Annotated in this window: 20 protein-coding genes; 10 read left to right on the top strand and 10 right to left on the bottom strand. The window is 66.1% G+C overall.

All coding sequences use genetic code 11. The annotated features are described in order from the left end of the window. Nucleotides 1-143: 143 nt before the first annotated feature. From speB to ABEA06_RS02245, 3 genes are all read left to right on the top strand, one after another. On the top strand, nt 144-1181 hold the full coding sequence (gene speB / locus ABEA06_RS02255; protein ID WP_345310424.1) for an agmatinase: 1038 nt from the start codon (nt 144-146) through the stop codon (nt 1179-1181). Nucleotides 1182-1183: 2 nt separating this feature from the next. Continuing rightward, a complete protein-coding gene (locus ABEA06_RS02250) occupies nt 1184-2359 on the top strand; it encodes an aminotransferase-like domain-containing protein (RefSeq protein ID WP_345310423.1) in 1176 nt (391 codons plus the stop codon). 236 nt (nt 2360-2595) lie between these two features. After that, nucleotides 2596-3102, top strand: a complete 507-nt coding sequence (locus tag ABEA06_RS02245) for a MarR family winged helix-turn-helix transcriptional regulator (protein WP_303383347.1) — start codon at nt 2596-2598, stop codon at nt 3100-3102. 90 nt (nt 3103-3192) lie between these two features. On the opposite strand, the gene ABEA06_RS02240 is transcribed toward ABEA06_RS02245, so the two are convergent. Further along, a complete protein-coding gene (locus ABEA06_RS02240) occupies nt 3193-3807 on the bottom strand; it encodes a malonic semialdehyde reductase (protein ID WP_345310422.1) in 615 nt (204 codons plus the stop codon). 209 nt (nt 3808-4016) lie between these two features. Between ABEA06_RS02240 and ABEA06_RS02235 the strand changes: the two genes are divergently transcribed. Further along, entirely contained in the window at nt 4017-4601 is a 585-nt protein-coding gene (locus tag ABEA06_RS02235) for a LysE/ArgO family amino acid transporter (RefSeq protein ID WP_345310447.1), read from the top strand. Between the two features lie 59 nt (nt 4602-4660). On the opposite strand, the gene ABEA06_RS02230 is transcribed toward ABEA06_RS02235, so the two are convergent. From ABEA06_RS02230 to ABEA06_RS02220, 3 genes are read right to left on the bottom strand one after another with little or no spacing between them, the layout of a single operon-like run. Then, nucleotides 4661-5413, bottom strand: a complete 753-nt coding sequence (locus ABEA06_RS02230) for a succinate dehydrogenase/fumarate reductase iron-sulfur subunit (RefSeq protein ID WP_303383345.1) — start codon at nt 5411-5413, stop codon at nt 4661-4663. 58 nt (nt 5414-5471) lie between these two features. After that, complete coding sequence (locus tag ABEA06_RS02225) at nt 5472-7430, bottom strand: fumarate reductase/succinate dehydrogenase flavoprotein subunit (protein ID WP_345310421.1); 1959 nt, start codon at nt 7428-7430, stop codon at nt 5472-5474. Then, complete coding sequence (locus ABEA06_RS02220; protein ID WP_345310420.1) at nt 7427-8191, bottom strand: succinate dehydrogenase/fumarate reductase transmembrane subunit; 765 nt, start codon at nt 8189-8191, stop codon at nt 7427-7429. The genes ABEA06_RS02225 and ABEA06_RS02220 overlap by 4 nt, the downstream gene beginning before the upstream one ends. Before the next feature lie 200 nt (nt 8192-8391). Here ABEA06_RS02220 and ABEA06_RS02215 point away from each other — a divergent pair, with 200 nt between their 5' ends. Together ABEA06_RS02215 and ABEA06_RS02210 are read left to right on the top strand one after the other, a co-directional pair. Further along, a complete protein-coding gene (locus ABEA06_RS02215; RefSeq protein ID WP_345310419.1) occupies nt 8392-9627 on the top strand; it encodes a cytochrome P450 in 1236 nt (411 codons plus the stop codon). A gap of 4 nt (nt 9628-9631) precedes the next feature. Then, complete coding sequence (locus ABEA06_RS02210) at nt 9632-10762, top strand: polyprenyl synthetase family protein (protein ID WP_345310418.1); 1131 nt, start codon at nt 9632-9634, stop codon at nt 10760-10762. Between the two features lie 134 nt (nt 10763-10896). On the opposite strand, the gene ABEA06_RS02205 is transcribed toward ABEA06_RS02210, so the two are convergent. Next, nucleotides 10897-11259 carry a cupin domain-containing protein gene (locus ABEA06_RS02205; RefSeq protein WP_345310417.1) on the bottom strand — a complete coding sequence of 121 codons (363 nt, stop codon included), beginning with the start codon at nt 11257-11259 and terminating at the stop codon, nt 10897-10899. Nucleotides 11260-11645: 386 nt separating this feature from the next. Between ABEA06_RS02205 and ABEA06_RS02200 the strand changes: the two genes are divergently transcribed. Continuing rightward, nucleotides 11646-12266: a Crp/Fnr family transcriptional regulator gene (locus ABEA06_RS02200; protein WP_345310416.1), complete on the top strand. Its 621-nt coding sequence runs from the start codon at nt 11646-11648 to the stop codon at nt 12264-12266. A 7-nt stretch (nt 12267-12273) separates the two neighbouring features. Here the strand turns inward: ABEA06_RS02200 and ABEA06_RS02195 are convergent, their stop codons facing one another. From ABEA06_RS02195 to pdhA, 4 genes are all read right to left on the bottom strand, one after another. Then, the gene (locus ABEA06_RS02195; RefSeq protein ID WP_345310415.1) at nt 12274-12741 is read right to left on the bottom strand and encodes a pyridoxamine 5'-phosphate oxidase family protein; all 468 of its coding nucleotides are present in this window, start codon (nt 12739-12741) and stop codon (nt 12274-12276) included. Between the two features lie 336 nt (nt 12742-13077). Then, nucleotides 13078-14715: a dihydrolipoamide acetyltransferase family protein gene (locus ABEA06_RS02190; RefSeq protein WP_345310414.1), complete on the bottom strand. Its 1638-nt coding sequence runs from the start codon at nt 14713-14715 to the stop codon at nt 13078-13080. A gap of 3 nt (nt 14716-14718) precedes the next feature. Then, on the bottom strand, nt 14719-15729 hold the full coding sequence (locus tag ABEA06_RS02185) for an alpha-ketoacid dehydrogenase subunit beta (RefSeq protein WP_345310413.1): 1011 nt from the start codon (nt 15727-15729) through the stop codon (nt 14719-14721). Next, a complete protein-coding gene (pdhA, locus tag ABEA06_RS02180; protein WP_345310412.1) occupies nt 15729-16928 on the bottom strand; it encodes a pyruvate dehydrogenase (acetyl-transferring) E1 component subunit alpha in 1200 nt (399 codons plus the stop codon). Before pdhA ends, ABEA06_RS02185 begins: the two co-directional genes overlap by 1 nt. Before the next feature lie 262 nt (nt 16929-17190). On the opposite strand from pdhA, the gene ABEA06_RS02175 reads away from it, so the two are divergent. Then, the gene (locus ABEA06_RS02175; RefSeq protein ID WP_345310411.1) at nt 17191-17646 is read left to right on the top strand and encodes an Lrp/AsnC family transcriptional regulator; all 456 of its coding nucleotides are present in this window, start codon (nt 17191-17193) and stop codon (nt 17644-17646) included. Nucleotides 17647-17695: 49 nt separating this feature from the next. Here the strand turns inward: ABEA06_RS02175 and ABEA06_RS02170 are convergent, their stop codons facing one another. Beyond that, nucleotides 17696-19042, bottom strand: a complete 1347-nt coding sequence (locus ABEA06_RS02170; RefSeq protein ID WP_345310410.1) for an APC family permease — start codon at nt 19040-19042, stop codon at nt 17696-17698. 161 nt (nt 19043-19203) lie between these two features. Between ABEA06_RS02170 and ABEA06_RS02165 the strand changes: the two genes are divergently transcribed. Together ABEA06_RS02165 and ABEA06_RS02160 are read left to right on the top strand one after the other, a co-directional pair. After that, complete coding sequence (locus ABEA06_RS02165) at nt 19204-20661, top strand: tryptophan-rich sensory protein (protein ID WP_345310409.1); 1458 nt, start codon at nt 19204-19206, stop codon at nt 20659-20661. Between the two features lie 64 nt (nt 20662-20725). Beyond that, nucleotides 20726-21388 (top strand): CPBP family intramembrane glutamic endopeptidase, encoded by a 663-nt coding sequence (locus ABEA06_RS02160; RefSeq protein ID WP_345310408.1) that lies wholly within the window; start codon nt 20726-20728, stop codon nt 21386-21388. The last annotated feature ends 82 nt before the right edge of the window (nt 21389-21470 follow it).

Genomic DNA, 21470 nt, shown 5'->3' with positions numbered 1-21470 from the left:
AGCTCGCGAAACGGGTCCAGGGCATAGGGTTTATGCACTAGGTCACAAAAAAATAGCACTGCTGAGACTCCGAGCCGACCACATCCTGGTCGCCCCCGGAGCGTGTGGTGCCCCGAGTGATCCTCGGGAGGAAGGGAGAACCCATGGAACCGGAACGCATTGTGGAAACCACGGCTGACGGGCACGAACGTGTGGGCCCGGTCAACGCCGCCCTCACCCCGCGGTGGGCTGGACCCGCCACGTTCGCCCGCTTGCCGCGCACGGATCAGGTCGACCACACGGACATTGCCGTGGTTGGAATCCCGTTCGACTCCGGCGTCTCCTACCGCTCCGGCGCGCGTTTCGGCCCCAATCACGTGCGGGAATCCTCACGGCTGCTGCGCCCCTACAACCCGGCTCAGAACCATTCGCCGTTCGCGCACCTGCAGGTCGCGGACGCCGGGGACCTGGTGGGTAACCCGTTCGACATCAAGGACGCGATTTCGGCCATTGAGACCGGCGCGCTGGAACTCATGGGTTCGGACACCAAGATCGTGGCCATCGGTGGGGATCACACCATTGCGCTGCCTCTGATGCGTGCCGCTCATTCCCGGCACGGCAAGATCGCGCTGCTGCATTTCGACGCGCACCTGGACACGTGGGACACCTATTTCGGTGCGGAGTTCACGCACGGCACACCGTTCCGCCGCGCGTTCGAAGAGGGCATCATCGACACGGACGCCGTCATACACGTGGGCACCCGCGGACCGCTCTACGGGACCAAGGACCTGGAGGACGACGCGTCCTTCGGTTTCCGGATCGTCTCCTCCGCTGACATCATGCGCTCCGGCGTGGATGAGGTGGTGCGCACCCTGCGCGAGCACGTGGGCGGGCGCCCGCTCTACGTCTCCCTCGACATCGACGTCCTGGATCCCGCCCACGCACCCGGCACCGGCACTCCCGAGGCTGGCGGCATGACCAGCCGCGAGGTTCTGGAGATCCTGCGCGGCCTGCGTGGCCTGGACGTGGTCGCGTGCGATGTCGTGGAGGTCGCCCCCGCCTATGATCACGCGGAGATCACCGGTATTGCCGCGGCTCACGTGGTTTACGAGCTGATCACGCTCATCAGCCTGGGCCCCGACGCCGCCCCCGACGGTCCGGCGTACGGCATCTCCGGCGCGCGGTACGGAGCGGGGAAGTGACGGTGGAGTTTGCAGCACGCGCGGCGGAGTTCCGCCCCTCACCGGTGCGTGCGGTGTTCGAAACCGCCATGGACCCGTCCGTGGTCTCGCTGGCCGGCGGAAACCCGGACCTGTCCGTGTTGCCCGGCGGGGACATCGGTGCCCTGGCGTCCTCTCTGTTGGCCGAACGGGCCGGGGAGATTCTGCAGTACGGTTCCGGCGCGGGGACGACGCCGTTGCGAGACCTGGTCGTGCACCTCATGTCCCGGGGTGGTTCGAATATCACCTCCGCGGATGTGCTTCCCACCACGGGATCGCAGGCCGGCCTGGACCTGGTGACCAAACTGTTCTGCAACCCCGGGGAGGTGGTCCTCGCGGAGGGACCCACCTATGTGGGCGCCCTGGGTGTCTTCGGTGCGTACGAGGTGGACGTCCGCCACGTGGAACTCGATGACCATGGTCTGGATCCCGAGCATGTCGCCACCGCGCTGGATGAGCTGGCTGCCGAGGGTAAACGGGTTCCGTTCGTGTACGTGATCCCGAGCTACCAGAACCCCACGGGCGTGAGCATGCCGGCCGAGCGGCGCAGTGAATTGGTACGGGTCTGCGCCGAACGTGACGTGATGATCGTGGAGGACGACCCCTACGCGCTGCTGTCCTTCGACCGCTCCGGCCCGTTGCGGTCAATGCACAGCCTGGACCCGGAACACGTGATTCACCTGGGCAGTTTCTCCAAGATTTTCGCCCCGGGGCTGCGGGTAGGCTGGCTCGTGGCGCCGCCGGAGGTGCGCGGGCGGTTGCAGATCGCGGCCGAATCCGTGGTGATCCACCCGTCCAATCTGGCGCAGTCGCTGGTGACCGCGTGGGTGGGCTCCGAGCAGTGGGGGCCGGCGTTGGACCGGGCGGTGGGGCTCTACCGGGAGCGGTGGGAGGCCATGAACGCAGCGTTGGAGGAGTTCATGCCCGAGCGCGCGTCGTGGACGGAACCGACCGGAGGCTTCTTTACGTGGGTCACGGTGCCCGGACTGGCCGAGAATGATCATTTGCTGCGGGACGTGATCGAACAGGGCATTGTCCTGGTGCCCGGTTCCGCATGCTACGAGGACGGTCGGCCCTCCGATGCCGTGCGGCTCGCGTTTTCCGGAGTCTCGCCGGTGCGGATCCGGGAGGGGGTGAAGCGGTTCGCGCAGATTTTGTGAGCCGCGCGTCGACGTCCACCGGGATGCGCCGGTTCGGTGAGACTGGTGTGAGGGAAATGCCGGGCTCGCGAGTGTCGTGTGAGGTAACTGGAGAGAGTGAGTCTGGTGTGAGGGAAGTGCCGAATTCGGCGCCGATTTCAACATTTACGTCACATAGCGCTGTGTAGCTGCCGGATACTCAGTGCTGCCCTTGACCACCTTGCTATTTTCCGCAGCATAAGTTAAGTTAACTAACCATGGAGAAGACTCCCGACGTTGAGAGCCGGTCCCTGGGCCGTGCGCCCCTTGAAAGTGCTGAGAAACTTCGAACGGCGCTGCGTCACGGGGTGTTCTTTCTCCGGCGGATGGACAACACGCGGGAGCTCACCAGTCAGCAGATCAGCCTCATGTCCATGTTGACAGACGGCGGGGTGCGCATGACGACTATTGCAGCGAACCTCGGAGTTCGCACGCCCACCGCAACCCAGAGTGTGGACCGCCTCATGAAGGCTGGCCTGGTGGAACGCCGGCCAGACCCCGCCGATGCTCGCGCGGTTCTCGTGAAGCTCACGCGCCGTGGCCACAACGTGATTGCAGCTGAAGACCGCCACCGCAACGAGGTGGTTGCCGAGGTTCTTGCGCGGCTGGATGACAAGGAACTGGCCGCGCTCGACGCCGCCATGCCCGTTCTCGAGAAACTCGCCAGCCCGCTCGGCGGTATGACGGGAAAACACCAACCCCGCCCGGGCGCCCGCAGGGACTGAGGGACATGAAACACAAGATTTCCACCAACATTGAAACGAGCCGGACCCGCCTCAATGGCAGGTCCGGCTCGCGTCATAGCTGGGCGGAAATCAAATGGTCTCGGTGACATCCTCGGCGTTGAAGCGCGGGTTACGCGCGTACTCGGGTTCGACCGGGGTGCCCAGGTTGACCACCACGATGGAATGCTTGCCGGTGCCCTCGAAGAACTCCTCGTCCACACCGACCGGGTCGAAGCCGGTCATGGGGCCGGCGGCCAGGCCGGCGGTGCGGGCGGCAATGATGAAGTAACCCACCTGGATGTGCGAGTTGGCTTTGCCGCTGGTGATGCGCATGTCGTCGTTTTCGTCGTACATGCCCTTCATGTGCGGGGCGGCCGGCAAGAACTCGGGGAAGTGCTCATGCCAGTTCTCGTCGTAGGAGAGGATCGCGGTCAGCGGGGCGTTGCGGGTCTTCTCCTGGTTGCCGCGGCTCATGTGCTGAACCAGGCGCTCGCGGGCCTCGGGGGACTCCACCCAGGTGACGCGCAGGGGCTGGGAGTTGAACGCGGTGGGGCCCATCTTGGTGAGTTCGTAAATGGTGCGTTTCTGCTCATCGGTCACGGGGGCGTCCGTGAAGTGGCTTGCGGTGCGCGCGTCGCAGAACAAGCGGTCCACGGCGTCCTGGTCGATGGCCACGGTCAGGTCAGCAGTTGCGGTCCCGGTCATCATGCGTCCTTTCGTGTTCTCCCGGTTCGGGCACTCACGCCGACGACGCACGCGCACCTTCCGAGAAATTGTTTCTTTGGAAAGTATAACGGTGCGGGCGAGAAATATAGTCCTGATGTAAGCAAGGTAACGTCGCACGCATTCGGGGCTTCAGGGTGGTCACCCACAGGGACTAGTTTGGTTGGGTGACTTCCGTGTTCATCCCCGGCATGCTGACCGGCTTGGCCCTCATCGTGGCGATCGGCGCCCAGAACGCGTTCGTTCTGCGGCAGGGCATTCGACGTCAGCACGTATGGGCCGTGGTGCTCTTGTGTATTGCATCGGACGTGTTCCTGATTTCCGTGGGGACCGCGGGAATCGGGTTCCTGATCGAACGCGTGCCGTGGCTGCTCGAAATCTTCCGCTGGGGTGGCGTGATCTACCTGGTGGGCTTTGCAATTCAATCGTTCCGCTCGGCCATGAAGCCGCAGGGGCTGCAGGCAGCGGGAGAGGGTGGCGGCTCCCGCACATCCGTGGTGCTCACCACGCTGGCCCTGACGTGGCTGAACCCCCACGTGTACCTGGACACCGTGATCATGCTGGGCAACCTGGCCAACCAACAGGGCGACCAGCGCTGGGTTTTCTCGGCCGGAGCCATCACGGGCTCCGTCATCTGGTTCATTGCCCTGGGCGCCGGCGCCAAGGCGCTGTCACGGGTCTTGAACACGCCGTTGACCTGGCGAATTGTGGACGTTTTCGTGGGCGTGGTCATGCTGGCCATTGCCCTCACATTGGCGCTGAACCCGGCGGTCTAATCATTCGGGGTGGGCCAGGGGTCGAACTTTCCGCTCGCGCGGTCGCCTTTGTGCGGCCATCAGTCGTCCCGGTTCCGCCGAACTGCGGCGCGGGCGGCCTCACGGTTCACGGCACTGATGGCTGACAGCGGGATACCAGCCGGGCAGACCTCGGCGCATTCGCCGTAGACCGAGCACGGGCCGAACTCCTCCTCGGCGGATTCCACTACGCCGCGCGCTCGTCGCCCGCGTTCGGGCTTGCCCTGGGGGAGCGTGGCCAGGTGGGTCAGCAGTGAACCTGTGAACAAATGCGAGGACCCGTTCGGGCACGCCGCAATGCACGCACCACAACCGATGCACGCCGAGAAATCCAGGGCTCGCTCGGCCATGTCGAACGGGATCTGGCGGGTGTCCGCGTCCGGCGCGGTTCCGGCGTCCACGGACACGAAACCACCCGAGGCCACCACGCGATCCATGGCGGAGCGGTCCACCACGAGGTCACGCACCACCGGGAACGCCGACGATCGGAACGGCTCCAGCCGGATGTGAGCCCCGTCCGAGAAGGACCTCAGGTGCTGGCGGCACATGGGGGTGTGCGGCTCCGGGCCGTGCGGGATGCCGTCCACGGTGATGCCACACGTGCCGCAAATGCCTTCGCGACAATCGGTGTCGAAGGCAATCGGATCCTCGCCCTCCTCCACGAGCTGCGCGTTGAGTCGATCCAGGAGTTCGGGCAGGGACATCTCCGCCGCGGCGTCGTCCACGATGTACGTGACGAACTCGCCGGTGTCTGCGCCGGATGTTTGGCGCCACACGTCAAGGGTCAGTTTCACGGTCGGTCTCCTCCCACGGTTGCGCACATCGCGAACCGGAAGCGGTCATGAGCGGACATCACGTGTAGTTCCTGGTCTGCAGCGGAACTGCCTCGAAGGAAAGGGGCTCCGTGTGCCGCACTGGTTTTCCGGGGTGTTCCGCAGTGCCGGGTACGTGTTCCCACGCGGACACGAACGCCCAGTTCTCGTCATCGCGCTGCGCCTCACCGCCCTCGGTCTGGTGGTCCTCGCGGAAGTGCGCCCCGCAGGACTCATCGCGGTCCAGCGCATCAAGGCACATGAGCTCGGCCATCTCCAGGTAGTCGGCCACGCGCCCGGCGCGCTCAAGTTCCTGGTTCAACTGCCGCCCCGTTCCGGGAACCCGCAGGTCACTCCAGAACTCCGAACGCAGGGAGCGGATCTCGGCCAGCGCCGTCTCCAGCCCGGACACCGTGCGGGACACCCCGCAACCGGTGTACAAAATGTCGCCGAGGCGCCGGTGGAAGGAATCCGCCCCGCGCGTTCCGCCAATGGAGAGCAGCCGCCCCGTGCGGGCCGTGACGTCGTCGACCGTGGTGCGCACGGCGGCGTCGTCCAGGGACAGCGCCTCGGCACCGAGGTGCGACGCCAAGAAGTTGGGAACCGAGAACGGAAGGGTGAACCAGCCGTCCACGCACGCGGAGAGCAACGAGTTGGCGCCCAGCCGATTGGCGCCGTGATAGCCCCACCCGGCCTCGCCGCCCACGAACAACCCCGGGACGGAGGTCATCATGTCGTAGTCGCTCCACAGCCCGCCCATCGCGAAGTGCGCGCCCGGCGCGATCCGCATCGGCTGGGTGTAGGGGTCCTCACCGGTCGCGTCGAAGTACATGGCGAACAGGTTCCCGTAGCGTTCCTTGATGGTCGGTTTGCCCAACCGGTCCAGGGCGTCGCGGAAGTCCAGATACACGCTGTTCTTGAGCGGGCCCACGCCGTGGCCGGCCTCGATTTGTTCGCGTGCCGCCCGGGACGAGATGTCTCGCGGGGACAGGTTGCCGTACGCCGGGTACTTACGCTCCAGGTAGTAATCGCGCTCGCCCTCCGGAATCTCATGGGGCGGGCGGTCATCGCCGGCGCGTGCGGGCACCCAGATCCGACCGTCGTTACGCAGCGACTCACTCATCAGCGTGGTCTTGGACTGCCAGTGCGAACTCACCGGCAGCGCGGTCGGGTGGAACTGGATGAACGAGGGCGAGGCGAAATACGCCCCGCGCTTGTGCGCCCGCCAGGCCGCGGTCACATTGGAATTGTGGGCGAGCGTGGAGCGGAAATACACGTTGCCGTAGCCGCCCGTGCACAACACCACGGCGTGCGCGGTCTCGGCTTCGATCTCGCCGGTGTACAAATTGCGGCACACCACGCCCTGCGCGCGGCCGTCCTTCACGATCAGGTCCAGCATCTCGCGGTGCGTGCGTAGGTCCACGGAGCCCGCGCCCACCTGCCGTTGCAGCGCCCGCGACGCCGCCACTTGCAGCTGCTGCCCCGTCTGACCGCGCGTGTAATAGGTGCGTGAAACCTGCACCCCACCAAATGAGCGGGTGCGCAACTCACCGCCGTATTCGCGTGCGAAGGGCGCGCCGATCGCGTCCATGTGGTCGATCACGCGCACCGATTCCTCGCCCAGCCGGAAGCAGTCCGCCTCCCGCCCGCGGAAATCCCCTCCCTTCACGGTGTCCTTGACGAACCGCTCGAGTGAATCGTTGTCCACCTTCTTGGCGCGCGCCGCATTGATACCGCCCTGGGCGGCTACCGAATGGGCGCGGCGGGCGGCGTCGTGGAAGGTGTACACGACGACGCTGTATCCCAGCTCCCCGAGCGCGGCAGCGCAGCCGGCCCCGGCCAGTCCCGTGCCCACCACGATCACGCGGAACTTGCGCCGGTTCAGCGGGCTGACCAGCTGGTAGTTGAGTTTCCGGCGGGCCCACGCCGTGGCCGGATCGCCGTGGGGAATGCCGCCGTCCAGTGGTTCGGAGGCGCGTTCGGTCAGCGGGGAGCTCATGAAATCAGTCCTGTCAGAACAGCCACGGGAATGGTGATGTTGCCCAGGGCGACCACCACGGCCACCAGCAGAGCCACGACGGCCAGGATGTTGCGGGCTGTGGAACCCACACCAATGCCCAGGTCGTACACCGTGCTCACCAGGCCGTGGAGCAGGTGCAGGGCCAGGGCGAGCATGGCCAGTATGTAGATCAGGGAGGCGGGCCAGCGGCTGAACGAGTCCACCAGATTGGAGTATGCATGGGAGGTGTCATGCGTGGCGGCCTGAAAACCTCCCGGCGCTGCGGGGGACGTGCCCGTTGTCAGGTCCAGCACATGGAAGATCACGAACAGCAGCAGCACCACGCCGGTGACCAGCATCGACCGCCCGGCGAACACGGAAAGTCCCAGGCCGCGGCGGCGTCGAATGCTGGGGGCCCGGGCGCCGCCGCGAGCGCGACGAGCACGCGCCTTGAGAATGAGCGCGCACACAATGTGCGCGAGCACGCTGACCAGCAGCACCACGCGCAGGATCCACAGCAACCCTTCGTACGGGAGCACAGGATAAAACGCGTTGCGCAGCCAGTGCGCGTAGGAATTGAAGGCCTCGGGGCCCTGGTAGACCTTGAGGTTGCCGATCATGTGAACCAGCACATAGGCCGAGAAAATCAGGCCGGTGATCGCCATGATGTACTTCGCGGCCACGGAGGAGAACCGGCTGCGGTGACCAGCCCGCGTGACGGGTGCTGATCCACTCGGACGTACGGGGGCGGGTGCTGTCATGGCGGCTCCAGCTTCGTAGGCGGAAGCTACGGACGCAGCTCCCGGCGACCTCTCACCTCATTTTATCCGGGGTGCCCTCGGCATCGGGAGTGTGGCGCGCTGTATCCACCTGCGCTTTTGTGAGTGACAATGGGCATGTGAGTGCCGAACGTACTGCGCCGGAGGGCCCCGCGGGTGTCCCGACCGCAAACCCATGCCCGATGACCGGGCGGACCGCCAGCCGGGACACGGATCAGCGAAAAGCTACCGACGGTGAATGGAACACCCACGTTCCCCTTGAGCGTGTGGGGGACACCTGGCGCATCACGTCACTGGAGCTGGCACGTCAGGTGCTGCGCAGCCAGGGGACGTCGCAGGCCGGTTTCCGCGCCGAACAGGCGCGCGCGGGGCTGCGCAAATCCCGCATCCCGGTGCTGTTCGCGGACGGCCCCGAGCACCGCGAACAACGCTCCAAGATCGCGCGCTTCTTCGCTCCGACCACCGTGGACACCACCTACCGGGAGCTGATGGACCGGTACGCCAGCGAGGCCATGACCGAGCTGGACCGCACCGGTTCGCTGGATCTGAGTGAGGCGACCATGGGGTACTCCGTGCGCGTGGCCGCCCACATCGTGGGCCTGGACGGCACCGATCCTGACGCCATGGGTGAGCGCCTCATGAAACTTTTCGGCGCCGAGGGCGATCCCACCGAGGTGCCCCGCACGCCCTGGCGCAAGGCATGGTTTGCCCTCCGCTCGGCTGTCGGCAGCCTGCCGGTGGCCACCTTCACGTGGCACGATGTTCGCCCGGCGGTCAGAGCCCGCAAGAGGCAGCGCCGAGAAGACGTGATCTCGCACCTGCTCGATCAGAAGTACACCCTGACCGAGATCGCCACCGAGTGCCTCACCTACGCGGCGGCAGGCATGGTCACCACACGCGAGTTCATTGCGATGGCTGCCTGGCACCTCCTGGACAATCGACAGCTGCTGGAGCGGTACACAGTGGCCGGCCAGGGTGAGCGGTACGCGATCCTGCATGACATCCTGCGCCTGGAACCCGTGGTGGGTCTGCTCTACCGGCGCGCCACCGAGGACATCGAACTCGAGCACCGCGGTCAGCGCTACATGATTCCTGCCGGTGACATGATCACAATGTCCATCAAGGACACCAACGTGGACACCGAGGTCTTCGAGGCGCCCCGGGAGGTCTGTCCCGGGCGTGAGGTCCCGCGCGGGGTTCGTCCCGAGGGCGCGGCATTCGGCGACGGCGCTCACCGGTGCCCCGGCCACTTTGTGGCCATCCAGGAAACGGACGTGTTCCTGCGGGAATTGTTCGAGCGCGACATCACACAACTGACCACGCCCGAGCTGTTCACGGACGCGTTGCTTGCCGCTTACCGCGTGGAGGGGTTGCGCGTGGGATTCACCGCGGCCGGCCAGAGCGGTGTGCTGAAATAGGGGCATGAAAAAGTACTCCTCTTATACGCAGAGCGGCACCGGCCGGCCCGTGGAGGAGTTCACCGCGTCCAAGACCCTCCAAGGTTTCTTGAACAACGCCATTGAGCGCGCCGAGCAGGTCAATCCTCGGTTCGCGGATCTGTGGCGTGACATTGCGCGGGTGGCCGGCGGGGGCAAGGGCGTGCGCCCGCAGTTGTTACAGATGACCACGCAGTCCTACCCTGCTCGGCCGGTACGCCCGGTCATCAATGCCGTGGGCGCCGGCTTCGAGCTGCTCCACACCGGACTGATCATCCATGACGACGTGATCGACCAGGACGATATGCGCCGCCAGCAACCGACTGTCCACGCCTTGGCCGAACAACGCGCGGCGGAACAGATTGCGAAAGCCCACGCGTCGGCGCCCGGTATGGCGGCCGCGGGCCGCGAACACGCCAAGCAGTACGGGAGAAGTGTGGGGATCCTGGCCGGGGACCTGGCGATCACCGGTGCCTACCGATTGATCGCCACCTCGCACGCCCCGGAGTCGCGACTGATCAAGCTGCTGGCCATCTTGGACGAAGCCGTGTTCAAATCCGCCGCCGGTGAGTTGCTGTACATCGAACACGCCCTCCCGGGCGTGGCCGTATCCAGCCGGGACATTCTGCAGACCACGCGCTTGAAAACCGCCGCGTACTCTTTTGAAGCGCCCCTCAAGGCCGGTGCCGTCCTGGGCGGGGCGCCGTCGGCCGATGTCAGTGCCCTGGGTGACATCGGCCGGGCCATGGGCACCGCATATCAACTGGTCGACGATCTTCGGGGGGTGTTCGGCGACCCGGAGCAGACCGGTAAATCGGCGGGCTCGGACCTGCGTGAGGGCAAGCGCACCATGCTCATCTCGCTTGCGGAAAACGGGCCGTACGAACCCAAATTGCGGGAGATCCTCAACCGGGCCGCTACGGTGGGATTGAACGCCGCGGACGTGGCCCGGGCCAAGAACATTCTGCAGCGCTGCGGGGCCAGAGCGGGAGTCGAGCGCATGGCCGAACAGGCTGAGCAACGGGCCAAGGATCTGATGGCGGATTCACAACTGCCCCAGATCCTGGTGGAGCGGCTGACGGAGACCGCGGACAGCATCGTGCGGCGCACCCCGTAGGTGCGCGTTCTCCACATACTCGAGTATGGACCCGGCGAGCGCTTCCGTGGACGCCATTGTCAAAGTCTGGACGAACCATCGACCGCCTCCCGGGAGGGGCCGGACCGGTTCGCCTGCGGCGACCTCACCGTATGTTACTCCTGGCGCCCCTCATGAGGGCTGTCTCCGTGGCTGCCACCAACCTGGCTGGTCACGGTGGTCAGCAGGAACACGGAGTCCTCCAGCGCCTCGACACCGTGGCGCACGTGGGTCAGTGCAACGATCTCCCCAGCAACCACGTCCGACTGGTCCTGGCCGGTGACCCGCACTCGGCCACGCAAGAGGTACATACTTGCGGCGGGCGGGGAATTGTGCTCGGCAAGCGTCTGACCGGCCCTGAGCCCGATGATTGTCTGACGGAGCGGCCCATCACGAACGAGAATCTCGGCGGAACGCCCCTTGTCGCCGGCAATGGCGTCTTCCAAGGCCTTCGTGATAGCTGGCTCGACGTTGGCCATGATGCCTCCCTCGGTTCCTTCTTGTTTTGATTCAACCGGTCAGTGCAACCCTGCTGACGAGTCTATAGCGCGACCCGTGGAACGGGGCACCATGGCCACAGCGGTGTCCACGATGTGGGCCATCCACCGCGTGCCCGTTGCAAAGGGCCGAGGACCTAGACTTGGTCTCCAAGGCCCATGCCCGGCACGACCGAACTGGAGACCGCTACGGGACGCGATGTCGCCGGGCCGGGCAGTGAGCGTGCATGAAGGGGTGGCCCGTGCGAGAGCGACAACGGCTCTGGCTGACCCAGTGGTCAGGCGACCCGCACATGTGTTCGCGTACGGTGCGCCTTGAAGTTCTGCAACGCGTCCCCCTGTTCATGGACCTCACGACGGCTGAAATCATGAGCCTGGAGTCTCACGTGCAGGCCCACGGCTACCGTGGTGGGGAGTTGATCTACCGCCAGGGTGAGAACGCGAGCAGTCTGTTTGTCATGGCTTCGGGCGCGGCAAAGTTGATCCGCCCTTCTGCCCACGGCCAAGACGTCGTGCTTAATATTCTGGGGCCCGGTGAAGGGTGCGGGACATTGGGGATCTCGGGGCCACCGCAGTACCCGGACAGTGCCATGGCCTTGACCGACTCCTGCGCCCTGGAAATACCAGCCGCAGTGTTTCAAGAGGCCATAGAGCTCCATCCGCGTCTGGGACTGACCGTCCTCGATGAGGTACTCCACCGTTTGGAACAGGCCCAGGAGACCATCCGGCGCCTGTCTGCTGACAATGCCCGGCAACGTGTCGCTGCCGCACTGCTGGTCTTGGCGGACAAGCTCGGCGACCCGCGGGCCGAGACAATCATTTTGGAGCTCCCTTTGACACGCACCGATCTGGCAGCCCTGACGGGGACGACTCCGGAGACGGTCAGCAGGGTGATGAGCAGGCTCCGTGACGACAGCATTGTCGATACCGGCCGCTGTTGGACCACCATTCTGGATCGGCCACGCCTGTCAGCCGCGGCTGAGGGATGAGGCTTCGTTAATCCGTTGAGGATCGCTTGGCTTCCGACAGTGGTGTCCGCCAGACGCTGGGGTCGGCCACCGGGAACCGGCGGCCCGTCACGACGGTGGGGAGAATCCGGATGAACCTACCCTTGGGGCCCGCCTGCCAGGGGAAAAGCGGTAGGTCCACGGTGTCCATCAGGTCCTGGAGCCCCTGGATCTGCTCGGCATTACCCTTGACCACCACGCTCCACGCCTGGGCGGATGATGCATCGTATCCGTCGATTTCCAGGGCGACCGGCACGTCGGACAGGGCGGCCGCGAGCTTGGTGCCCTCCGCCGACCGGAACACGAGGCTCCCGTGGTCGACCGCGTAGTTGAGCGGAAAGATCTCCGGGTGGTCCTCTACCCATACGGCGAGGCGCCCGATACTACCCGCCCGGAGCAGTGCCCAGCACGCGCTGACCGAAAGGTCCTCCACTTCACTGGCGTATTCGTTCGTCATCTCGTCACTCCATCGATTTGTTACCGGTAGGAAAATTCTCGGCGCCGCTCCTTACCAGCTGCTTCGGTGGTCCGACTGCTGGTGGCCCGGCCATTCCAGCCTACGGGCCCGCCACTACCGGCAACATGATCTTGATCATGCTCTGCGCAGTGCACTGGATTCGGACGAGTTCTTCGGCACCAGACCAGAGCCGGGGGCCGGCGCGTCGGACGTCATCACCACTCCCATCGCCGGGCGGGCGACGATCACTGACGGCCCGACATCCGTCAAATTATGACGGCGGCGGGCCGCCCTGGAGTAGGAGACCCACCGTCGAAGTAAGTAGAACCGGAATGTCTACATCCGCAAGAACGCGCTGGTCGGGTCCTCCACGGCGTCGGCAATGAACCGCAGGAACCCGCCCGCGGAACCCCCGTCGCACACGCGGTGGTCGAAGGCCAGGGTCAGGGTGGTGACCTTGCGGACCGCGAGTTCACCGTTGACCACCCACGGTTTGTCGATGATGCGCCCGATGCCCAGGATGCCCACCTCGGGGTGGTTGATGATGGGTGTGGCGCCGTCTGTGCCGAACACACCGTAGTTGTTGAGCGTGAACGTGCTCCCGGTCAGTTCCGACGGGCTCGCCTTGCCGGAACGGGCCACCTCGATGACCTCGCGCATCCGCTGGTTGAGTTCCACGGTGGTGAGCTGGTCCGCGTTGCGCAGGTTCGGTACCAGCAGCCCGCGCTCGGATTCCACGGCCAGGCCCAAATTGACGCCGTTGAAGCGCGCGATCGACCGCGTGCCGTCCTCGTGAGTTTCCCACCGCGAGCACAGTTGCGGGTAGGCGCGCAGCCCGGCCAGCGTGAAACGGGCCAGGAGCGCCAGCAGACTCGGCGCGTTCTCCGGGTCCTTCGCTTTGTAGCTCGCGCGCAGGTTCAGCAGCTCGGTCGCGTCCACGTCCACCCAAATGGTGGCCTCGGGAATCTCGGTGCGCGAGCGCGTCATGGCATCGGAAATCGCCTTGCGCACTCCCTTGACGGGTTCACGCTGTGCCACGGCCAGGCCGGTTCGCGGGTCCACGTCCTGCCCGTGCGGCGCACCGACGTTCGACGACGACGCCGCTCCGGCCGCCGGCGCCCCGCCGCCCCTGGTGGGAAGCGAATGGCCGGGGTCGGACGCGTTGGCGGGCCACGGTACGGGAGCCGCCGGAGCGGTCGGAACCGGGGGAGCGGGCGGTGGCGTGGCAAGACCGGTGGGCGCGGGTCCCGCGGAATCCGAGCGGCGCCTTTGATCGTCCACCTGGTCCAGGGCGGACCTGATGTCCTGGCGCATGATCAACCCGCCCGGGCCGGTGCCGGTGAGCGTGGTGATGTCCACGCCGTGCTCCTTGGCGAGCTTGCGCACCAGCGGCGAGATGACCGTGGGGGCCATCCTCGGTGCGGCGGTGAGCGCGTCGTGGGTGTGGGAGGCGGCACCGGCCTGGCCGGTCGCGGACCCGCCGGCGGTGCGCGCGGGCTTGCCGCGGCGGCGTCGGCGGGAGGAACCTCCGGACGTGGTGCCGTACCCGATGAGCACGTTGCCGGAGGACTCATCGGAACTGTCATCAGCGGATTCCTCGGCCGTCGGCTGGGTGCCCGCGCGCTCTTCCTCCCGGTAGCCGGCGCCCTGGGTGGGCTCGGGGGAATCGGCAGTGCCGGCGGGTGAGGCCTCCGCCGCGGGCGCCGGGGCGCCCTCCGAGGCCGGGGGTTCGGCGCCGTCGGAGACCGCGATCAGGGCCTGGCCCACCGTGAGCGTCTCGCCCTCGGCGCCGTGCAGTTTGTGAACGGTGCCCTCGAACGGGCTGGGGATCTCCACCGCTGACTTGGCGGTTTCGACCTCCACAATGGGCTGGTCCATGGCCACGGTGTCACCCTCAGCGACCAGCCAGTGCAGGATGTCCGCCTCGGTGAGACCTTCGCCCAGGTCGGGCAGGTGAAACACATTGATACTCACGGGTCAGTCCTCCCACTGCAGTTCGTCCAGGGTGTCGAGGATCCGCTCGACACTGGGAATGTGATGGTGCTCGAAGGCCGGCGAGGGGTAGGGGATGTCGAATCCCGTCACCCGCAGCACCGGCGCGGCCAGCGAATGGAAGCAGCGCTGCTGGGTTCGCGCCACGATCTCCGAGGCCACGGACGCGAACCCCTGCGCCTCGGCAACCACTACGGCGCGGCCGGTCTTGCGCACGGAGGCGGCAACCGTCTCGTCGTCGTAGGGAACAATGGTGCCCAGGTCGATGACCTCCACGTTCAGACCGTCCCGGGCGGCTTCTTCCGCCGCGGACAAGCACACGGGGACGGACGGGCCGTAACTGATCAGGGTTGCGTCCGTACCTTCCCGGGCGACGACGGCGTGCCCCTCGCGTTTTGCAGCGGTGCCGTTCGCGTACTGTTCGCGCAGCTCGTCCAGGTCGATCTGGGCGGTGGACCAGTACAGCCGCTTGGGTTCGAAGAACACCACCGGGTCCGGCGAATCAATGGCCTCGCGCAACATCAGGTAGGCGTCCGTGACGGAGGCCGGGGTGAAGACCTTCAGGCCCGGGGTGTGAGCGTAGTAGGACTCCGAGGAGTCACAATGGTGCTCCACGCCGCCCACGCCGCCGCCGTAGGGGATGCGGATGACCAGTTGCATGCCCAGTTTGCCGCGGGTGCGGTTGTGCATCTTGGCCACGTGCGAGGCGATCTGCTCGAACGCGGGGTAGGCGAAGGCGTCGAACTGCATCTCGACCACCGGTCGCATGCCGTTCATGGCCATGCCCACGGCGGTGCCGATGATCCCGGACTCCGCCAGGGGGGTGTCGAAGCAACGCTCACGACCGAATGTGGCGGTCAGACCATCGGTGATGCGGAAGACACCACCGAGGGTGCCCACGTCCTCACCGAAGATCAACACGCTCGGATCGGATTCCAGGGCGTCCGCGAGGGCGGTGTTCAGCGCCTTGGCAAAGCTGATTTTCGAAACGCTCATCATGCCTCCTCTCGGGACAGTTCGTCGGCCAGCAGGTCGGCCTGCTCGCGCAACTGGGGGGTGGGTTCGCTGTACACGTGGCGGAACAGATCCTGGGGATCCAGTTCCGGCTTGGTGGCCATGGCTTCGCGCAGGCGCTTGGCCATGTCCTCGGCGTGCGCCGAAATCCGCTCCGAGGCGGCGTCGCCCAGGGCGTCCTGATCCGTGAGGTAGCGCTGCATCCGCGTGATCGGATCCTTGGCCACCCATTCGGAGACCTCGTCGCGCTCGCGGTAACGGGTGTCGTCATCCGCGTTGGTGTGCGCTTGCATGCGGTAGGTCATGGCCTCCACCAGCAGGGGACCCTTGCCCTGCCGGCACAGCTCCACGCCACGGCCCAGCACGGACAGCAGGGCCGCCAGGTCGTTGCCGTCCACGCGCTCGCCGGCCATGCCGTAGCCGACCGCCTTGTGCGCCAGGGTGGGAGCGTGAGTCTGGGAGGACAGCGGCACGGAGATCGCGTAGCCGTTGTTCTGCACCAGGAACAGCACCGGCAGCTGGAACACCGCGGCGAAGTTGAGGGCCTCGTGGAAATCGCCCTCGGAGGTGGCGCCGTCACCGCACATGGCCAGCGTGACGGTGTCCTCGCCGCGCAGCTTGGCCGCGTGAGCCACGCCCACCGCGTGCAGCAGCTGCGTGGTGAGCGGGGTCGCTTGGATGCTGACCTTGTACTCGCGGGGGTCAAAGCCGCCGTGCCAATCACCGCGGAACGTGCTCATGACCTCGAGCGGGTCCACGCCTCGGGACATCACGGCCACGGAATCGCGGTAGGTGGGGAACAGCCAGTCGTTGTCGCCCAGGCACATGGCCGCTGCGACCTGGCATGCTTCCTGGCCATGGCTGGACGGGTAGACGGCCATGCGGCCCTGACGGACCAGCGCCATGTTCTGGTCATTGATGCGCCTGCCCACCACGAGCTTCTCGTACGCCTTGAGCAATTGCTCGGTGGGGGGCATGGGGTACTCGTGTCCCGGTTCGGGACCTTGTTCACTGTCCGGAACGGGCTGACCGTCCGGGGCCAGCAGCTGGATCTCGTTGGCCGCCGGAAGCATGTAGGCCTCCGGGGTGATGCCAAAGTTCTTGGAAGCCTCCACTGCGGGGATCACGGGAGTGGCGTTTTCGGAGGCGGGATCGCCGCCGGGTGAAGTGGGCTCGCTCATGGCCGACCCCTTCCATGGTTGGTTCAGACGTTTCGTGATCCAAGTATGGGAACTGGCGGCCTGTTGTCTCTCCGATTCTGGGATGCACTGGACGAAAGTGCGTTTCAGGGGCTCATCGTGGACAATATGATCTGATGTGATGTGCGTCATGACGGTTTGTCAGATGGCTCACTGCCCCTGTCGGTCCTCGGCCGGCGGGCGGGGTGGGTGTGGAGGCGGCGGGCGGCGTCGTCGGCGAAGTGAGCGGAGAACGAGGAACGAGATGGTGGAGAAGCGGCGGGCGGATCTGGACGATACGGATCGGCGGATCCTGGAGGAATTGACGCGGGACGCGCGGCAGTCGGTGACGGCGCTGGCGAGCAGGGTGCATATTTCGCGCGCGCACGCCTACGAAAGGATCAAGAAGCTCCACGATCAGGGCGTGATTCTGCGGTACACGGCGGTGATTGATCCGGTACGGGCGGGACTGGATGCGTCCGCGTACGTGACCGTGCGGCTGAAGCAGAACACGTGGCCGTCGCTGTGCGCCAAGCTGCGGAAAATATCTCAGGTGCAGCACGTGGCGCTGGTGGGCGGCACGTTCGACGTGATGTTGCTGGTGCGAGCCAGTAGCACCACGGAACTGCGCGACGTGATTTTCGAGATGATCCAACCCATGCCCGAGGTGGTGGACACCCAGACCTTCTTGATTTTCGAGGACGTGGATGCGCGGGGGTGAGCCGTGAGTAGGCCGGGCCGTGGGGCTCCCGGCCGGCGCTCGGGGACGCTCAGTTGTCGGTGGAAACGGCGGCCTTATCCCGGCTCGACTTCCGGCGCCACACCGCGATTGCGGCGAGTACGAGCGCAACCGCCAGGAACGGCAGACCCCGCCGCCAGACCTCGCCCTCGACCTGTGTCATCAGCAGCAGGCACGAGACGATCCCACCAATGGGCAGGAAGACGGGCACGCGGAAGTGGCGGTGGTCCGCGCGGTCCCGGCGCAGTACCAGCACCGAGGCATTGACCGCGAGGAACACGACCAACAGCAGCAGCACCATGGCCCCGGCCAGCACTTCGATGGTTCCGGTCAGTGCCAGCAGCACCGACAGGGCGGTGGTCACCACGATCGCGACCCAGGGGGTGCGTCGGCGCGGCAACAGCCGGGTGAGGGCCGAGGGCAACAGCCCGTCGACCGCCATCCCGTAGGCGAGGCGAGAGGACATGATCCCGGTGAGCAGGGCGCCGTTGGCGACGGCGACCAGCGCGACGGCGCTGAACACGATCGGCGGGACGATCCCGGCCGCGGAGATCACCTGGGCAAGCGGGGCGCTGGAGCCGGCGAGCTCCTCGGTGGGCACCACTGCCGATGCGGCCGCCCCCACCAGGGCGTAGATGACACCGGCGACGATCAGCGCACCGAACAGGGCGCGCGGGTAGGAGCGAGCCGGGTCCTTGGTCTCCTCGGCGAGATTGGCGCTGGTCTCGAACCCCGCGTACGAGTAGAAGGCGAGAACGCTGCCGGCCAGCACCGCGGCGATCGGCCCGTTCTCCGGGGTGCCGAGTTCCGTGAGCCGCCCCAGATCGGCCTCCCCTCGGATCACCACCAGGGCACCGAGGGCGATCACCAGCAACAACCCGGACACCTCGATAATTGTCGCCACGCGGTTGGCGCCCAGGGACTCGGAGATACCGCGGGTATTCAGGGCCGCCAGCAAGCCCAGGAACAACACCACCACCAGGATCGTGGGCAGTTCGACGAACACGGCCAGGTAGTCCCCGGCGAAACCGAGCGACAACGCGCCCACGGAGACGATGCCCGCGGACAGCATGCAGAAGCCCACCAGGAAACCGACGAACGGTCCGAAGGCGCGGGTCGCGTAGTGCGAGGACCCTCCGGCCCTGGGGTACTTGGTGGCGAGTTCGGCGTACGAACCGGCGGTCAGCAGGGCCAGCAGCAGAGCGACCAACAGGGGCACCCACAGGGCACCCCCGGAGATCTGGGCGATCTCCCCGGCAAGGACGTAGACACCCGCCCCGAGCACGTCTCCGAGGATGAACAGGAACAACCCGCCGGTGGTGACGGTGCGGGCCAGAGACGCAGAGCGGGTGGGCGACGAACCGGCGGCATGATTCATACCACAACCATAGGTGGCAGCCGCACGGGCGACCCACATTGGATACGCACAGCTTCACAGCCGCACCCTTCCCGGCCCCGCGGATTCGCTCCGCGTACAGTGATTTAAAAACCATCGGTGCCGCCCGCCATCGAGGCGCCGCCACTGTCAGGAGCTGCAACATGAGTGAGACCACACGATTGGCACTGGTCACCGGTGCCACCGGATACATTGGCGGCAACGTTGCTCAGAAACTGCTGGACCAGGGTTGGCGGGTACGCCTACTCAGCCGCAGCGCGGACAAGGTCCGTCACCTCTCTTGGGGTGATCGCGTGGTGGTTGATGGTCGCAAGGCCGGACCCGGCGAGGCGGAGGTCATTGAGGGTGACGCCTCCGACGCCCAGGACATCGCCCGGGCCATGGAGGATGTCGAGGTCGCCTGGTATTTGTTGCACTCCATGGGAAACACCGAGAACTTCGTGGAAGAAGAAAAGTCCATGGCGGACACCTTCGCCACGGCCGCGCGCAACGCGCACGTGAAGAGGATCGTCTATCTCGGCGGACTCCACCCCGCGGATACGTCCACGGAGGAGCTGTCCGACCATCTGCGTTCCCGCGTGGAAGTGGGCCGGGTGCTGATGGATTCCGGCGTGCCCACCGCGGCTCTGCAAACCGGTGTGGTGGTCGGGGACGGGTCCTCGTCCTTCACCATGATTCGGCACCTGTCCGAGCGGCTTCCCGGCGCCATTGCTCCCAAGTGGGTGCGCAACCACATCCACCCCATTGCCGTGGCGGACGTGATGCACTACCTGGTGGCGGCCGCGGACCTACCCGAGGATGTGAATCGCACCTTCGACGTGGGCGGGCCCGAACCTCTCGAATACGCGGACATGCTCAAGGAGTACGCGAGTGCGCTGAACAAGATCCCGCGCTTCTTCCTCATTGCACCGGTGACCACTGCAGAACTGGCGGCGTACTGGATCGGTTTGGTCACTCCGGTGAAGTCGACTCTGGTGCGCCCACTCATCGGTAGTCTCCAGCACGACACCGTGGTGCGCGAGCGCGACCTGGACGATTACGTCGGCCCGCCGCCGGGTGGTTACACCTCGTTCCAGGACGCGGTGCGCGTCGCAGTCAAGAACCTGGACACCTCCCGGTGGAACAAGATTTTCTGGGCGACCACCGCGGGAGTGACCGCGACCGCCGTGATTGGATCGCTGGCGACCAATCCGAACTCGACCTGGTACAAAACCCTGAAGAAACCCGCTTTCCAGCCGCCCGCCTGGCTGTTCCCCGTCGCCTGGACGGCCCTCTACGCGGATATCGCCGCGATCGGTTCCCTGACGATTGCGGATCTGGGCGAGCAGGGGCGCACCAAGGAAAAACGCGGATACATTGCTGCGCTCGCGACCAACCTGGTGCTCAATGCCGGGTGGAGCATTTTGTTCTTCGACCGCCAGAAGCTGGGCCCCGCCGCCGTAGAATCAATAGCGCTGGCCGCGAGCACGGCGGACCTGGTGCGCAGATCTGGCAAGGTGTCCAAGGAAAAGGCAGTGGTCCTCGCACCGTACGCCGGGTGGACCGCGTTCGCCGCGGGGCTCACGGGAACCCTCCGTGCATTGAACCCGCGCCGGGACTGACGCGCGAACTCCCACGGTCCGGCAACTCCAAGACCTCAACACAACCCTTGTGAAAGGCAGCACCGTGAGGGATCCAAAAGCAGTCTCCGCCGATGACCTGCCGGTATTGCCCGGAGGGGCTTCTCGCAGGGCCGTCATCGCCACGGGGGTGTTGGCGGGGGCCGTCCTCGCGTGGTCCCTGCGCATCCAGGCGGGGGACCCGTGGTTTTATCCGGCCACGTTCATCCTGGCCGCGATTTACATGGTGGGTAGTTCCGTGGCGGTCCGGATGGTGGGCAGCAGGTTTCGCTGGCATGCCTCCCGGCGTGGAATTCGCGACGCCGTTGTGGGCGGGGTGCTCTTAGCCCTGCTTTTCTTCGCGGGGGCCTTCCTCGTGCGATACGTTCCCTTTCTCCGCGATCCGGTGGACGAGCTCCTGGACTACGCCCGTGTGGGCAGTCTGGCGTTGGTTCTGCTCATCACCGCGGTCAACGGTGTCGCGGAGGAGATGTTCTACAGGGCTGCGCTGTGGAGGATCCTGAAGCCGGGGTACCGGATCGTGGTGACCACGGTGCTGTACACCGCCGTCACCGCCTTGGCCGGCGTGCCTCTTCTGGCCTTCGCGGCCGCGGCCATGGGTGTGATGGTTGCCGTGTTGCGCGAGCGGACCCAGTCGCTGACCCCGCCGATCATCGCCCACCTCATTTGGTCGCTGAGCATGCTCTTGGTGTTGCCGTGGGTGGTGTGAGTGGCCAGGCCACTGGCTCACCTCGCGCGCTTGCGTACTAGCGTCGTACCCAGCCCATAGGATCGATGCCATGGTGACAGGA

It is taken from the genome of Kocuria gwangalliensis (genome assembly GCF_039544365.1).
Taxonomy (GTDB): domain Bacteria; phylum Actinomycetota; class Actinomycetes; order Actinomycetales; family Micrococcaceae; genus Kocuria; species Kocuria gwangalliensis.
The sequence above is the reverse complement of the archived record's forward strand: the minus strand, read 5'-3'. Positions and strand labels throughout refer to the sequence as shown.